This window comes from Alloacidobacterium sp., assembly GCF_035631355.1.
In the GTDB taxonomy this organism is placed as follows: domain Bacteria; phylum Acidobacteriota; class Terriglobia; order Terriglobales; family Acidobacteriaceae; genus Alloacidobacterium.
Genome location: NZ_DASQIX010000105.1, coordinates 24305 through 38248 on the forward strand (window position 1 = coordinate 24305; position 13944 = coordinate 38248).

General features: G+C 59.1%; 12 protein-coding genes. 7 read left to right on the forward strand and 5 right to left on the reverse strand.

Annotated elements, in window-relative coordinates:
- Positions 1 to 15: 15 nt before the first annotated feature.
- Positions 16 to 957: a S1/P1 nuclease gene (locus VEV40_RS18660; protein WP_324834540.1), complete on the forward strand. Its 942-nt coding sequence runs from the start codon at positions 16 to 18 to the stop codon at positions 955 to 957.
- Here the strand turns inward: VEV40_RS18660 and udk are convergent, their stop codons facing one another.
- The 5 genes from udk to VEV40_RS18685 are packed head-to-tail and all read right to left on the reverse strand — an operon-like array spanning position 958 to position 5527.
- On the reverse strand, positions 958 to 1629 hold the full coding sequence (udk, locus tag VEV40_RS18665; protein WP_324834524.1) for a uridine kinase: 672 nt from the start codon (positions 1627 to 1629) through the stop codon (positions 958 to 960).
- Complete coding sequence (locus VEV40_RS18670) at positions 1626 to 2477, reverse strand: purine-nucleoside phosphorylase (protein WP_324834526.1); 852 nt, start codon at positions 2475 to 2477, stop codon at positions 1626 to 1628. Before VEV40_RS18670 ends, udk begins: the two co-directional genes overlap by 4 nt.
- Before the next feature lie 14 nt (positions 2478 to 2491).
- Positions 2492 to 3730 carry a NupC/NupG family nucleoside CNT transporter gene (locus VEV40_RS18675; protein ID WP_324834527.1) on the reverse strand — a complete coding sequence of 413 codons (1239 nt, stop codon included), beginning with the start codon at positions 3728 to 3730 and terminating at the stop codon, positions 2492 to 2494.
- 23 nt (positions 3731 to 3753) lie between these two features.
- Entirely contained in the window at positions 3754 to 5115 is a 1362-nt protein-coding gene (locus VEV40_RS18680; protein ID WP_324834529.1) for a thymidine phosphorylase, read from the reverse strand.
- Positions 5096 to 5527: a cytidine deaminase gene (locus tag VEV40_RS18685; RefSeq protein WP_324834531.1), complete on the reverse strand. Its 432-nt coding sequence runs from the start codon at positions 5525 to 5527 to the stop codon at positions 5096 to 5098. Before VEV40_RS18685 ends, VEV40_RS18680 begins: the two co-directional genes overlap by 20 nt.
- Positions 5528 to 5605: 78 nt before the next feature.
- Here VEV40_RS18685 and VEV40_RS18690 point away from each other — a divergent pair, with 78 nt between their 5' ends.
- The 6 genes from VEV40_RS18690 to VEV40_RS18715 all read left to right on the forward strand — a co-directional run.
- Positions 5606 to 7837, forward strand: coding sequence for a chemotaxis protein CheA (locus VEV40_RS18690; protein ID WP_324834532.1), 2232 nt, complete (start codon positions 5606 to 5608; stop codon positions 7835 to 7837).
- The gene (locus tag VEV40_RS18695; protein ID WP_324834534.1) at positions 7801 to 8310 is read left to right on the forward strand and encodes a chemotaxis protein CheW; all 510 of its coding nucleotides are present in this window, start codon (positions 7801 to 7803) and stop codon (positions 8308 to 8310) included. The genes VEV40_RS18690 and VEV40_RS18695 overlap by 37 nt, the downstream gene beginning before the upstream one ends.
- A complete protein-coding gene (locus VEV40_RS18700) occupies positions 8307 to 8678 on the forward strand; it encodes a response regulator (protein WP_324834535.1) in 372 nt (123 codons plus the stop codon). The genes VEV40_RS18695 and VEV40_RS18700 overlap by 4 nt, the downstream gene beginning before the upstream one ends.
- 8 nt (positions 8679 to 8686) lie before the next feature.
- Positions 8687 to 9769 (forward strand): chemotaxis response regulator protein-glutamate methylesterase, encoded by a 1083-nt coding sequence (locus VEV40_RS18705; RefSeq protein WP_324834536.1) that lies wholly within the window; start codon positions 8687 to 8689, stop codon positions 9767 to 9769.
- 7 nt (positions 9770 to 9776) lie between these two features.
- Positions 9777 to 10592: a protein-glutamate O-methyltransferase CheR gene (locus VEV40_RS18710; protein WP_324834538.1), complete on the forward strand. Its 816-nt coding sequence runs from the start codon at positions 9777 to 9779 to the stop codon at positions 10590 to 10592.
- 46 nt (positions 10593 to 10638) lie between these two features.
- Positions 10639 to 13944, forward strand: a 3306-nt coding sequence (locus VEV40_RS18715; protein ID WP_324834539.1) for a DNA glycosylase AlkZ-like family protein, incomplete at its 3' end; no start/stop codon positions are given.

Genomic DNA, 13944 nt, shown 5'->3' on the forward strand with positions numbered 1-13944 from the left:
GTATACTCGCCAGTGATGAAACCGACTGTCTGCCTGTTATTGCGCCGAATTGCCGTTACTGCACTTCTGCCATTGTTTACTGTGCCCCCTTCATTTGGATGGGGCAATGCAGGTCACAGCCTGGTCAATAAGCTGGCGGCTGAAAATCTGCCTGCGGACATGCCCGCGTTCATGCGCACACAGGCCGCCATCAACGAAATAGAATACCTTGGCCCTGAGCCGGACCGCTGGCGCGGTCTCGGCGAACCTGAACTGAACGCGGTGCAAGCCCCTGACCATTTCATGGACCTCGAATTGGCGGACGTGATCCAGCCGCTTCCGCACCGTCGCTACGCGTTCATCGCTGCTGCCTATGCAGCAAGCCTTACGCATCCTGTGCAGGCGCGCGACCTGCAGCCGGACCACATTGGTTTTCAGCCCTACATCACCAACGAGGTGTGGGAGCGGCTCAAGTCAGCCATGCGCGCCTATCGTGAACTGAGCGCGAAACACCAGGACACGAATCCCGTCGAGGCAGCCATCTTGTTCTATGCCGGATGGCTGGGCCATTATGTTGGCGACGGCGCGCAGCCGCTGCACACAACCGTGAACTATAACGGCTGGGTAAACAAAGAGAATCCCAACGGGTATACAACCGACCACAAGATCCATTCGCAATTTGAGACGGCCTATGTGGCCGCCAACATCAAGGAATCCGACGTAAAGCCGCTGGTGGCGCCGCTGCATCCTGTTGGCGATGAGTTCGACGACTACATGGCTTATCTGCGCCACTCAAACACTCTCGTCGAGCGCGTTTATCAATTAGAGAAGGCCCATGGATTCGAAGGCGCGGGAACGCCGGAGGCAAAGCAATTCACGGCAGAGCGGCTGGCCGCGGGCGCGAGCATGTTGCGCGATTTGATTTATTCGGCTTGGCTGGAGAGCGCGAAGCCCGTGCCCGAACGTCATTATGACTAATCATGAGTGCCCGATAAACCCATCCAGCGCATACATGCCATGCGGCGCGAGAAGATGTTTCTGTCTAAGCAGGCCGAGCACCTGCTCCACTGACCAGTCGAACGATGACGTGCCGTCAACAACAAGATCGGCGTATTGCGCAGATGGCCGCACGAATTGCTCCGCCATGGGGCGGACGGTTTCCGCATAGTGTTTTGCAACAGATTCCGGGGTGCGTCCGCGTTGCTGCACGTCGCGCGCAAGACGGCGCTGATAGCAGATTTCATCCACGCTATCGACATAGACGCTGAGATCGTAGAGCCGCCGCAGGGCCTCATAGTGCAGGGCCAGGATTCCATCGACCAGCAGGAAATGCGGCTCATAAACGGTCACGGTTGAGCTGGGAATGCGAGTGTGGGTGGCGAAATCATACCGCGGGCGGGCAATGCTGCGTCCGGAGGCAAGCTGGCGGATGTGCGCGACGAGCAGATCGGATTCAAGCGCGTCGGGATGATCAAAGTTAACGCGATATCGTTCTTCATGGCTCAGATGGCCAAGATCGCGGTAATAGTGATCGAGATGGAAATGAGTACCTTCCAACTCGCGGGCAAGCTCCTGCGCCAGAGACGTTTTTCCTGAGCCGGAACAGCCGGCGATACCAATGATGACTGGACCGCGATTCGCTCCATTCATGCGCAGATGGTTTCCTTGTCAATCGCAGGAACCAGCGCGGCAAGCAACTGCGTGAACCTGTCTGCGACGCGCCGCCCTGTTTCCATGACCTCTTCATGGCTCAACGGCTCGGCCTGAATACCTGCGGCAAGATTTGTTACGCATGAGATGCCGAGCACCTCCAGCCCCATATGCCGCGCGACAATCACTTCCTGCACGGTGGACATGCCGACCAAATCGGCCCCAAGCGCATGGAAGGCGCGAATCTCGGCGGGAGTTTCAAAGCTGGGTCCCAGCACGCAAAGGTAAACGCCTTCAGAAATTTCATAATTCTGGTCCTTTGCAGTTCGTTGCGTCAGCATACGAAGCCGCTTGGAATAAGCCTCGGACATATCGAAGAAGCGCGGGCCGAAGCGCTCGTCATTTTCACCCACGACCGGATTGAATCCAGTGAAGTTGATGTGATCGGAAATCAGCACAAGCTCACCTTGCTTCAGCCCTGGACGGATTCCCCCAGCAGCGTTAGTCACGAGCAGCGTTTTCACGCCGAGCAGTCCAAGCACGCGCACAGGGAACGTCACCTCTTCCGGTGGGTAGCCTTCATACGCGTGGACACGTCCCTGCATCACCGCAACCGGCACGCCTTCCAGTGTGCCCATCACCAGGCGTCCGCTGTGGCCCGGGACAGTCGATTTCGGGAAGTTAGGGATCTCGGCAAAGGGAATGGCAACCGCGTCGGCAATCTGGTCGGCGAAAGCGCCGAGCCCCGATCCTAAAATGATGCCGATGGCTGGCTTCATGCTAGATCTGGCACGAATATGGGCGACAGCCGCGGTAGCTTGTTCAAACAAGGAAATATCTTTACTCACGTCTCTTTATCTTTTTACCGCATCAGGATGCCGACAATCGAGGCGGACATCAGGTTCGCCATTGTCCCAGCAAGCATGGCGCGCAGGCCCAGCCGCGCCAGGTCATTACGGCGATTCGGCGCCAGGGCGCCAATGCCGCCAATCTGAATGCCGATGGAACTCAGGTTGGCAAAGCCGCACAGCGCGAATGTAGCGATGGTGAACGAGCGGAAATCCATCATCGACTTCTGCGCGCCGAGAATGGAATACGCCACCACTTCATTCAGCACCATGCGCGTTCCCAGCAGGTTTCCAACAAGCCGCACGTCATGCCAGGGAACGCCAATCAGCCACGCAATAGGCGCGAACAGCACTCCAAGAATCACGTCCAGCTTCGCCGGAAACGGAATATGGTGAGGGCTGAGCCAGTTGTGTATGCCGCCCAGAATTCCGTCGCACAGCGCAATCAGCGCCAGAAACGAAATGAGCATGATGGCGACGTTCAAAGCGAGACGGCCCCCGTCAATCGTTCCGCGAGTGATGGCGCCCAGCAGATTTTCTTCCTTGTGTTCAGCGTCTTCCGGCATGTGTACCACGCCTTCGGTTGCCGGCGTCCCGGTTTCCGGCACGAGCATCTTTGAAAGAAGGATCGTGCCTGGAGCGGTCATAATTACGGCTGCCAGCAGATGCTGCGCTTCGATTCCATACAAAATGTAAGCCGCCATAATGCCGCCGGAAACGTGCGCCATGCCGCTGGTCATAATGGTCATCATCTCGGAGTGGGTCGCGTCCGGCAGAAATGGACGGATCGTCAGCGGCGCTTCCGTCTGCCCCATGAAGATGCTGGCGGCAACGTTCAGGCTCTCCGCGCCGCTCACGCGAAGGGTAAGCTGCATAAGCCGCGCAAAGCCGCGAATGAGCAACTGCATAATGCCCAGGTGATACAGCACGGCGAAAAAAGCCGAGATGAAGATGATTGTCGGCAGGACCTGAAATACAAAGATGCTGCCGAAAGAGGAGTGCTGCTTGCCCAGCTCGCCAAAATCAAAAGTGGAGCCGACGAACGAATACGACAAAAGCTTCGTGACGGCGTTTCCGGCAACTGCCAGCACCTTTTGTCCCCAGGAAAAATCCAGCACGATAAACGCGAAGAGTATCTGAAGGCCGAGGCCCCAGATCACTGTGCGCCAGCGAATCGCTTTGCGGTTGGTGGAGAAAATCCAAGCCAACGCCAGCATGGTCAGCAGTCCAAGTACCCCGGTGAATCGCCCCAAATCGTTCTCCTGTCCCTTCCATCCTATGGGTGACGCGCGGCTTCGAGGTACTGTTTTCTGTTGCTCGCGGTAATGATGTCCTGAATGAGCGGCTCGGCGGGCGTAGGTTCATCTGCAATAACCAATGCCAGCCGCAACAGTATCTCCGGTTCAGTCAACCTCCCATCAAAGTCGGCATATAGAGTACACAGCGGTTTGCCGACCTTAACCTTGTCGCCTAACTTGGCATGCATCTCCAGTCCAGCGTGCGCGAAGACTGGGTCCCCTGCCCGCTCGCGTCCTGCACCGAGTCGCTGCACTGCCCAGCCTACTAGTGTGCAATCGACATGCGCTAGATAGCCCGACCGGTCGGCAAGAAAATCGCGACGGACAGCGGGTCGATGAAATTTCTCCGGTTCGGCAAACACTGACGTATCGCCGCCCTGCGCCTCGACCATGTCCGTAAAAATTCTTAGTGCTTGTCCGGACTCTAAGATGTCCTCTGCTCGCTGACGGCCTGCCGCCGCCGTCTTCGCCGCGTCGCCGAGAAAAATCATCCATCCCGCAAGGGCGAGCGAAACCTCGCGCAAGTCTTCATTCAGAGGATGCCGCCTGCCACTCAGCAGATCGAGCGATTCCTGCACCTCAACCCAGTTGCCGGCAAAGCGTCCGAGCGGCTGCTCCATATTTGTCAGCAGAGCGGCTGTGCGGGTACCTGCACGCTCTCCGGTTTCGACCATCAGCGCAGCCAGGAAAAGCGCGTCTTCTTTTCGCCGCAGAAAAGCGCCTGATCCCGTTTTTACATCGAGCACCAGCCCGTTCAATCCGGCCGCGAGCTTTTTACTCATAATCGACGCGCAGATCAGGTAGGGGCTCTCCACTGTGGAAGTCCGGTCGCGCAACGCGTAAAGTACGCGGTCCGCCGGAACCAGGCTTTTCGTTTGTCCGACAATGCTCGCTCCAACCTTCGCCAGCACCTGCTCCATTTCGCGCAAGGACAACTGAGTCCGGTAGCCCGGAATGCACTCAAGCTTATCCAGAGTGCCGCCGGTATGGCCCAGAGCACGCCCGCTAATCATGGGAACAACCAGCCCTGCTGCAGCCGCAATCGGAGCAACGAGCAGCGAAGTCTTGTCGCCCACCCCGCCGGTCGAATGCTTGTCTACGGCAAATCGGCCCAAAGGCGCGGGGTCGAAGACCTCACCTGACAGCTTCATCGCCGTTGTCAGCGCGTCCACTTCCGCGAGACTCAGCCCGCGCAGGAATGCGGCCATCAGCCACGCCGCCAGTTGTTCTTCCGGAATGGTTTCCATCGCGGCACCCCGGACGAGAAAACGGATCTCCTCCGGCGTAAACTCTTCACCATCGCGTTTTTTCCGGATCAAATCAACCGCGTGCATCGTCATCCGTTTTCCAGTCTGTAAAGGCGAAGGGAAGCAGCTCGCGGAATTGCTTCTCCACCATGCCCGAATCCGTTGGAAAACAGATCACGGCGTCAGGCGCTACGAACTCGCTCAACATTTGCAGACACGCTCCACAAGGAGGACTTGCGGCTTTGTTCAAATTTATAACTGCGATGGCGACAATCTTGCGCGCGCTGCCGTTTTCGGCGATGGCCCGCACTAGCGCCGTTCGTTCTGCGCAGATCGTGAGACTGTAGGACACATTTTCTACATTGCAGCCCGCGGTCACGATGCCGTCATCAAAAAACAGCGCGGCCCCAACGCGAAATCCGGAGTAAGGCGCATAGGATTTTCCCGCTGCCGACTCTGCCGCAGTGTGCAGCTTCAAGAAAATATCCGGGCTCAGGTTTGCCATCTTTCCGAGGCTACTGTGAATGAGAGGCAGACCGCAAGGTCAGCTCAAGTTTCCGATTCCCGACCCGATAGTTAAGCTGTGGACGAGCTGACGCGAGAGTTTCTGATTGAAAGCCAGGAAGGGCTAGACCGCATGGAGCGGTGCCTGACCGAGCTTGAAGAACACCCCGAAGGCCACGAGCTTCTCGCTGAGATATTCCGCACAGTGCACACCATAAAGGGGACCACCGGTTTTCTGGGATTTTCGCGTCTTGAATCACTGGCCCATGCCGGAGAAAACCTGCTCGGGCTGCTGCGCGACGGCAAGCTGCTCGCGAATGCCGGCATCATCAGCGGGCTGTTGTCGCTGCTCGATATTCTGCGCGAAATACTCGGCCAAATCGAAAGCTCCGGGCAGGAAGGCGAAAGCGATGACGCCGCCATGATTCAGCGTCTGCACGCGCTACAGCAAAACGACGCAGTAACTCCCGATCCTTCCGGCGGCGGTCCTCCGCAATCGCCGCCGAAAAAGAGGCGCGCGCGCAAGCCGAAGGCGATAGCGCCGCTCGCTGAAGCGCAAATGGCAAAGCCGCAGGAAGGAATCAGGGCCATCGAGGTCTATCAATCCGAACCACTGGTCGCGCAGCCGCGCGCGATGGTCAACGCCGCGGAATCGACGCTGCGGGTTGACGTGGGCCTGCTGAACCGCATGATGAATCTTGTCGGCGAGCTGGTGCTTACCAGGAACCAGATTCTCCAGACGGTCAGCGCCGCCGCCGGTCTGGCCGTGCTGTCGCGCAGGCTGGATATGGTAACAGCGGATCTGCGTGAAGCGGTGATGAAGGCGCGCATGCAGCCGGTAAGCCACGTCTTCTCGAAATTTCCGCGCATGGTGCGCGATCTGGCGCAGCAGTTGAGCAAGCGCGTCAGACTGGTCATGGAAGGCCAGGAAACAGAACTCGATAAAAGCCTGCTCGAAGCCATCAAGGACCCGCTGACCCATTCTGTGCGCAATGCCGTCGATCACGGCATTGAATTGCCGCACGCGCGCGAGGCCGCAGGCAAGGACGCTGAAGGCATTCTGAAGCTGCGGGCTTATCAGGAGGGTAGCCATGTTGTTATCGAGGTCTGCGATGACGGCGGCGGGCTGAAAGTCGAGCGCATCCGCGACAAGGCCATCGAGCGCAAGCTGATTACGCGCGAGCGTACCGCACAGCTTTCCGAGCGCGAACTGATGCAGTTGATTTTTTTGCCTGGATTCTCGACTGCCGAGGCGATCACAAATGTTTCTGGACGCGGCGTGGGCATGGATGTTGTCCGCACGAACGTCGAAAAAATTGGCGGCCGGGTGGAAATTGACAGCCGACCGGGCAAAGGAACTACGCTCCGGCTGCGCATCCCGCTGACTCTCGCCATTGTGCCCGCACTCATTGTCCACAGCAATGGCCAGAGCTTCGCCGTGCCGCAGGGTGCGCTTTCGGAACTGGTGCATCTATCGCCCGAACAGGTCGCGGCACAGGTGGAAAGGATCGAAGGGGCCGCGCTTTACCGGCTTCGCGGCAAGCTTCTGCCGCTGGTCTTTCTCGATGCTCTCCTCAAGCAATATGAGCAGATGGAAAAGCCATCCGGGGCCTACATCGCCGTTCTCAATGCGGAAGGCCGTCGTTACGGTCTGGTGGTTGATGGTTTGGCGGACCCGGAAGAGATCGTCGTAAAGCCCTTGTCTTCCGTTCTCAAGCGAATTGGCCTGTTCTCAGGCGCGACTGTGCTCGGCAATGGCGAAATGGCGCTGATTCTGGATCCCGGGGCCATCGCCGCGCAGTCGAACATTGGCATGGCGCTCGAAGATGATGCCCCGCAGGCTCAGGAGGCAAACACGGCGGAGGTCTCGACGGAATATCTGCTGATGCAGTCGGCGGGCGAGCCTGCAGCCGTGCCGCTCGACAGCGTGCTGCGCATCGAACGCATTCCGCGATCGAAGATGGAGCGGCTGAACGGGATGACCGTTCTCCGCTTTGCAGATACGCTGCTGCCACTGAATGACAAGACCGGCGCTACGGCCGCCTCGCCCGAAACAGAAATGACTATTGTCGTCTGCCATGATGGAGAGCGTCATGTGGGCGTCGCTGTTGAACAAGTACTCGACGTTGCGCCGGGTGATTCATTGACCGAAGCCGGCACTCATGCGGCCACGGAAGATGCCGTGCTTTTAAAAGACAAGGTGACAAGCCTGGTGAATCTTCGCAAAATACCGGCGCTGCCCGGCGCGCGCCAGCTTGGTGAAGTCAGGGAGACATGGGAAGCGGACCGGGTTATGGGGGCGTCCGCATGATGTCATCGCTGATGTTGCAGACCGCCGCGCAGGATGAAGGCATAGAAATGTGCTCGGTCCGTGTGGGGCAAACGTTTTATGGTATTCCCGTCACGCGTATTCTTGAAATTCTGGGAAAGACCGCGAAACAGCCTGTGCCGCTGGCGCCCATCTATATTGGCGGACTGGTGCATTATCGCGGCGAAGTGCTGACGGCGATTTCATTGCGCAGGCTGCTGGACATGCCCGCTCACGACGCGTCCGAGGACATTCTCGTTTTTGAAGGAGCAGACGGATATTTCGGACTGCTGGTTGACGAGGTCGGGGAAGTGATGACCGTGCAGCCGGCTGACTTTGAAGGCAATCCCTCGACCCTAGACGACCGCCGCAAGGCGCTCTTCAATGGAACTTACAAACTCAGCAATGCGCTTCTGGTAGTGCTTGATCCCCAGCGCCTTGACCCCGTACGTCTGGCGGAAGCGGCCAGTTCATGAGCAAGCGCGCTCTGATCGTCGATGATTCGCGCTCGATCCGAAGCTATGTGCGGCTGCTGCTGGAAAGGCAGCGCTTTGAATGCCTGGAGGCGGAAAACGGGCAGGAGGCACTCGCTGTGCTCAAAGACCGCGGCCCCTGTGACTTTGCCCTCATCGACGTCAATATGCCGGTTATGGGCGGGCTGGAGTGCGTCAGGGCGATGCGGCGCACTGCGGAAATGGATTCGATGAAGATCATGATGGTGACTACTGAAGCCGACCACGCGCTGATTGAGCAGGCGCTTGAGGCAGGAGCCGACGAATACCTCATGAAGCCATTTGGCGCTGACGTACTGACCGGCAAGCTCCAGATGATTGGCGTCGCGTAGGTCAGCCAATGCCAAAACCCATTCGTGCACTAGTAGTGGACGACTCCCTCGTTATGCGCAGCCTACTGCGCATGGTGCTCGCCTCCGATCCAGCCATCGAATTGGCCGGTATGGCGACGGACGGCGCGGCGGCCCTCGACGCGATGGACCACCTCAAGCCGGACGTTGTTCTTCTGGACATTGAAATGCCGCGCATGAACGGCCTTGAAGTTCTGGTTGAACTGCGTTCGCGGCGCTGCAGGCCAAAGGTGATCATGTGCAGCACGCTAACCCGGCGCGGCGCTGCCATCACGCTTGAAGCTCTGGGACGCGGCGCAACCGACTATGTCACCAAGCCGACGGCGCAGAACGGCGCAGCCGATGCTGTCGCCACGCTGACGCGCGACCTGCTCCCGCGCATCAAGGCGTTGTTTCCGGCGCCGCAGGCCGGCACTGCTCGTGCAAACACATCCAATGCAGGCGATCTTTTGCATGCGAAGCAGCCGGAGATGGTCGTCATCGGCGTGTCCACCGGAGGCCCTGCTGCGCTTCAGATTTTGTTGCCGAAGCTGCCGAAACACTTTCCCGTTCCGATTGTCATTGTGCAACACATGCCTCAGCTTTTCACTGCACTGCTGGCGGAAAGGCTGGACCGCGAATGCTCACTGACCGTGCGCGAAGCCGCGCCCGCAATGCTTCCCGAGCCGGGTACGGTCTCCATTGCCCGCGGTGACTGGCACTTGGAATTCGCCCGGCGGCCATTTAGCCAGGGGCGTATGTTCCGCCTCTCGCAGGCGCCTCCCGAGCACTATTGCCGCCCCTCGGTCGATACTCTGTTTCGCTCCGCCGCCGATGCCTATGGCGATGCAGTCATTGGCGTCGTGTTGACCGGCATGGGCTCCGACGGCCTCGAAGGCTGCAAGTCGATTCGCGACGCAGGAGGAAAAGTTATCGTCCAGGACAGCTCCACCAGCGCGGTATGGGGCATGCCCGGAGTCGTTGCCGAAGCTGGACTTGCGCACCGCATTCTTCCGCTTCCCGCAATCGCGGGTGAACTGATGCGTCTCTGCTCCGCCTCTTCACATTCCGCCGCCTTTGCGCTGAAAGGGTGAATTCGTCATGCCCGCGACTGCAAGCGATTACACCTTTCTCAGAGAGTTCATCCTCAGCCGTTCGGAGAACATCCTCGACCCGTCGCGTGATGACCTCTTCGAGGCGCGGTTGTATCGGCTAATGCAATCTCACAACATGACAGGACTCGATGAGTTGGTGAGCAAACTCAGGCTGTCCGCCGATCCTGTTCTCGAGCAGGCTGTGGTCGAAGCAATGACCATCAACGAAACCAGCTTTTTTCGCGACCTGGCGGCCTTCGAGCTGCTCCGCCAAAAGCTCCTCCCGCAATTGATCGAAAAATGCGGTGGCCATCATACGCTTCGTTTCTGGAGCGCCGCCTCCTCCAGCGGGCAGGAAGCCTATTCGCTCGCAATGGTTATTCGCTGCCACTTTCCGCAAATCGCTGACAGGTCCGTCGAGATTATCGGCACTGACATCAATGCGGAGATGGTCCGGAGGGCGCACGCAGGGCGCTATCCACGCATGGAAGTGAATCGCGGCCTGCCCGCGCGCCTGCTGTTGAAATATTTCACCCGCGATGGCGAAGAGTGGGAAATCGCGCCGGAACTTCGCGCCTTGTGCCGATTTCAGCAGCGCAATCTCGCGCAAACGCTGCCGATGTTCGACCGTTTCGACGGCATCCTGATGCGCAACGTCCTCTACTATTTTCCTCAGGAGACGCAGAAACGTATCCTGCAAAACGTCCACGCCGCTCTTCAGCCGGATGGATTTCTCCTCCTGGGATCAAGCGAGCAGTCGGTATGCCCCGATCTCTGGCAGCCCGTGCTCGACGGCAAGGTCTGCTACTACACGCCGCGATAGAACATCAGAATCAACATGCAGGTATCCTGCTGGCTGAGGCTGTCCCGTGGCGAAGCATCAATCAAAGAAGAGCGTGACAGATGATGTAGGTTCTGGTTCCGTTCTGAGTCTCTTTCACCTCGTTACAGCGGAGTGGTTTCGCGCGGCCTTTGATCAACCCACTGCGCCGCAGCGTCTCGGCTGGCCCGCGATTGCGCGCGAAGAGAGCACGCTCATCCTCGCGCCGACGGGGACAGGGAAAACGCTGACCGCCTTCCTCTGGTGCCTCAACCGGCTCATGTTTGAGAGCGGCCAATTGGAAACAGAAGGCTGCCGTGTTGTCTACATCAGCCCACTCAAAGCCCTCGCCGTCGATGTGGAACGCAATTTGCGCCTGCCGCTTGCGGAAATCGCTGGCATGGCGCGTGAACGTGGCGTAACAGTCCACGAGCCCGCAATCAGCGTTCGCACAGGCGACACGCCACAGAAAGAGCGCAGCCGCTTTCGCCGCCATCCGGCTGAAATTCTCATCACCACGCCGGAATCGCTGTACTTGCTCCTCACTTCTGAATCTGCGGCATCTCTGCGTACAGTCGATACTGTCATCGTCGATGAGATCCACGCGCTGGTGCCCACCAAGCGCGGAGCTCATCTCGCGCTCAGCCTGGAGCGCCTTGAAGCCATCACCGAAAAACGCATCCAGCGCATCGGCCTCTCTGCCACGCAGCGCCCGCTTGAAGAAGTGGCGCATTTTCTTGCGGGCTGCGAGGCAAAGGCGACGCATAAAAATCGCAATGGCGATAGCCTCACAGCGCTTGAAAAAGAGTGGACATCTGATGACGAATCAGCAGGCAAAGACGGTGCTCCGCGATTCCGCCCGGTGACAATCGTCAATGCAAGCCAGCCGAAAAAGCTTGAGCTTCGCATTGAAGTCCCGGTCGAGGACATGGCCCGTATTGGCCGCCCGGAGAAGCAGGATGACGCAGCCACGCAAGGGCCGAAGCGAACATCTATATGGAGCGCGATTCATCCGCGCTTGCTCGAAATCGTCCGTGAGCGCCGATCAACACTAATCTTTGTCAATAATCGCCGCATTGCCGAGCGACTCGCCGGGGCCTTGAATGAATTAGCCAATGAGCCAATCGCGCGGGCCCACCATGGGTCGCTGGCCGCGTCACAACGCCTGGAAATTGAAGAGCAGTTGAAGGCGGGGAACATCAAAGCGCTCGTTGCCACTTCAACGCTCGAACTCGGCATCGATATGGGCGCAATCGACCTCGTCGTTCAGGTCGAAGCCCCACCATCCGTCGCCGCGGGCATGCAGCGCATCGGACGCGCAGGCCATCAGGTAGGCGCTGCCAGTGAAGGCATGATTTTCCCTAAGTACCGCGCGGATCTCGTTGCCTGCGCCGCCGTCACGCGCGCCATGCACGAAGGCCTGGTCGAATCGACGCGCTATTTGCGAAACCCGCTCGACGTACTCGCACAGCAGATTGTCGCCACGGTCGCGCAGCCGCCACGAACGTCCGTCATGCGCAAAAAAGGTCAGCCGCCTGTCAATGCCGAAATCTCGACGTCCGATCTGCACCGGATCGTCACCAGCGCAGCTCCCTTTGCCTCGCTTGGCCGTGGCGCGTTTGAAGGCGTGCTCGATCTTCTTGCAGGACGCTATCCATCAGACGAGTTCGCCGAGCTTCGTCCGCGCATTACCTGGGACCGCGTCCACAACATCATCACACCGCGCGAAGGCGCAAAGAGTCTCGCTATCCTCAATGGCGGCACAATTCCCGATCGCGGACTTTACGGTGTCTTCCTCTCCGGAAAAGAAGGCAAGCCGGTGCGCGTGGGCGAACTCGACGAAGAGATGGTCTTCGAGAGCCGCACTGGCGAGACATTTGTCCTCGGAGCATCCACCTGGCGCATCGACGAGATCACGCATGATCGCGTGCTGGTCTCGCCCGCTCCCGGCGAGCCGGGCAAGATGCCTTTCTGGCACGGAGACACCGCGGGCCGACCTCTTGAATTCGGCAAGCGCATCGGCAAGCTCGTCCGCGAATTGCGCGAGATGCCGAAGAACGCTGCTCTCAGCCGCCTCGTTCGCGAACACGATCTCGATCCAGCGGCTGCGGAAAATCTCATTCGGTTCCTCACCGATCAGGAGACCGCGACCACCGCAGTTCCCGACGACCGGACCATAGTGATTGAGCGCGTTCGCGATGAACTTGGTGACTGGCGCATCTGTGTGCTTACGCCGTTCGGCAACCGCGTTCATGCGCCTTGGGCCATGGCCATCAACGGAAAGCTTCGCGCCTCAGGAATGGCAGAAGCGGAAACGATGTGGTCAGACGATGGATTCGTTTTGCGTTTCCCGGATACCGAATCCCCGCCGGGTGCCGACTTGCTCCTGCCCCATCCGGCCGAAGCGTCGGATTTTGTTCTACGCCAGCTTGGCGCCACTTCTTTGTTCGCGGCAAAGTTTCGCGAGAGCGCAGCGCGGGCATTGCTGCTGCCGCGCCGCCGTGTCCGAGGCCGTGCGCCGCTATGGCAGCAACGCAAACGCGCGCACGATCTGCTCTCCGTCGCCGCGCGTTATCCATCATTTCCCATGCTGCTGGAGGCATACCGCGAGTGCGTGCGCGACGTCTTCGACATGCCCGCGTTTCTCGAAATCCTGCGCGCAGTCAAAACCGGGGAAATCAACGTGCATACCACCGACTCGCGCTCGCCTTCGCCGTTTGCTTCATCGCTGCTCTTCAGTTACGTCGCAAACTACATCTATGACGGCGACGCGCCGCTGGCAGAGCGTCGCGCACAGGCCCTGTCCATCGACCAGGAGCAGTTGCAGGACCTGCTAGGCGAAGCTGACCTGCGCGAGCTGTTGGACGCTGATGCCATTGCCGAAGTGGAAGAGCAACTCCAGATGCTCGGCGAAATTTACCGCGCGCGTTCCGCTGATGCGATTCACGACCTGCTGCTGCGCCTCGGCGATCTTTCGCGAAAAGAAATATCGCAACGCCTCATTTCGCAGGACCTGCTTTCATCGCTGGATGGCCTGCTGCGGGCGAAGCGCCTGATCGCGATCAAAGTAGCCGGCGAGAAGCGTCTGATTGCAGTCGAGGACGTGGCCCGCTATCGCGATGCGCTCGGCATTTCACTCCCGCCCGGACTTCCGAAACAACTGCTCGAACCCGCGGCTTCACCCATGCTTGAGCTGGTCCGTCGTTACGCGCGCACCCACGGCCCATTCACCTTGCAGGATGTCTCTCATCGATTTGGTCTGCCTGAGTCAGAGATAGAAAAAACGCTGCACGCGCTGGTGCTCGACGGACGCATTGTCGAGGGAGGATTCCGGCCCGGCGGCGCGCACCGCGAA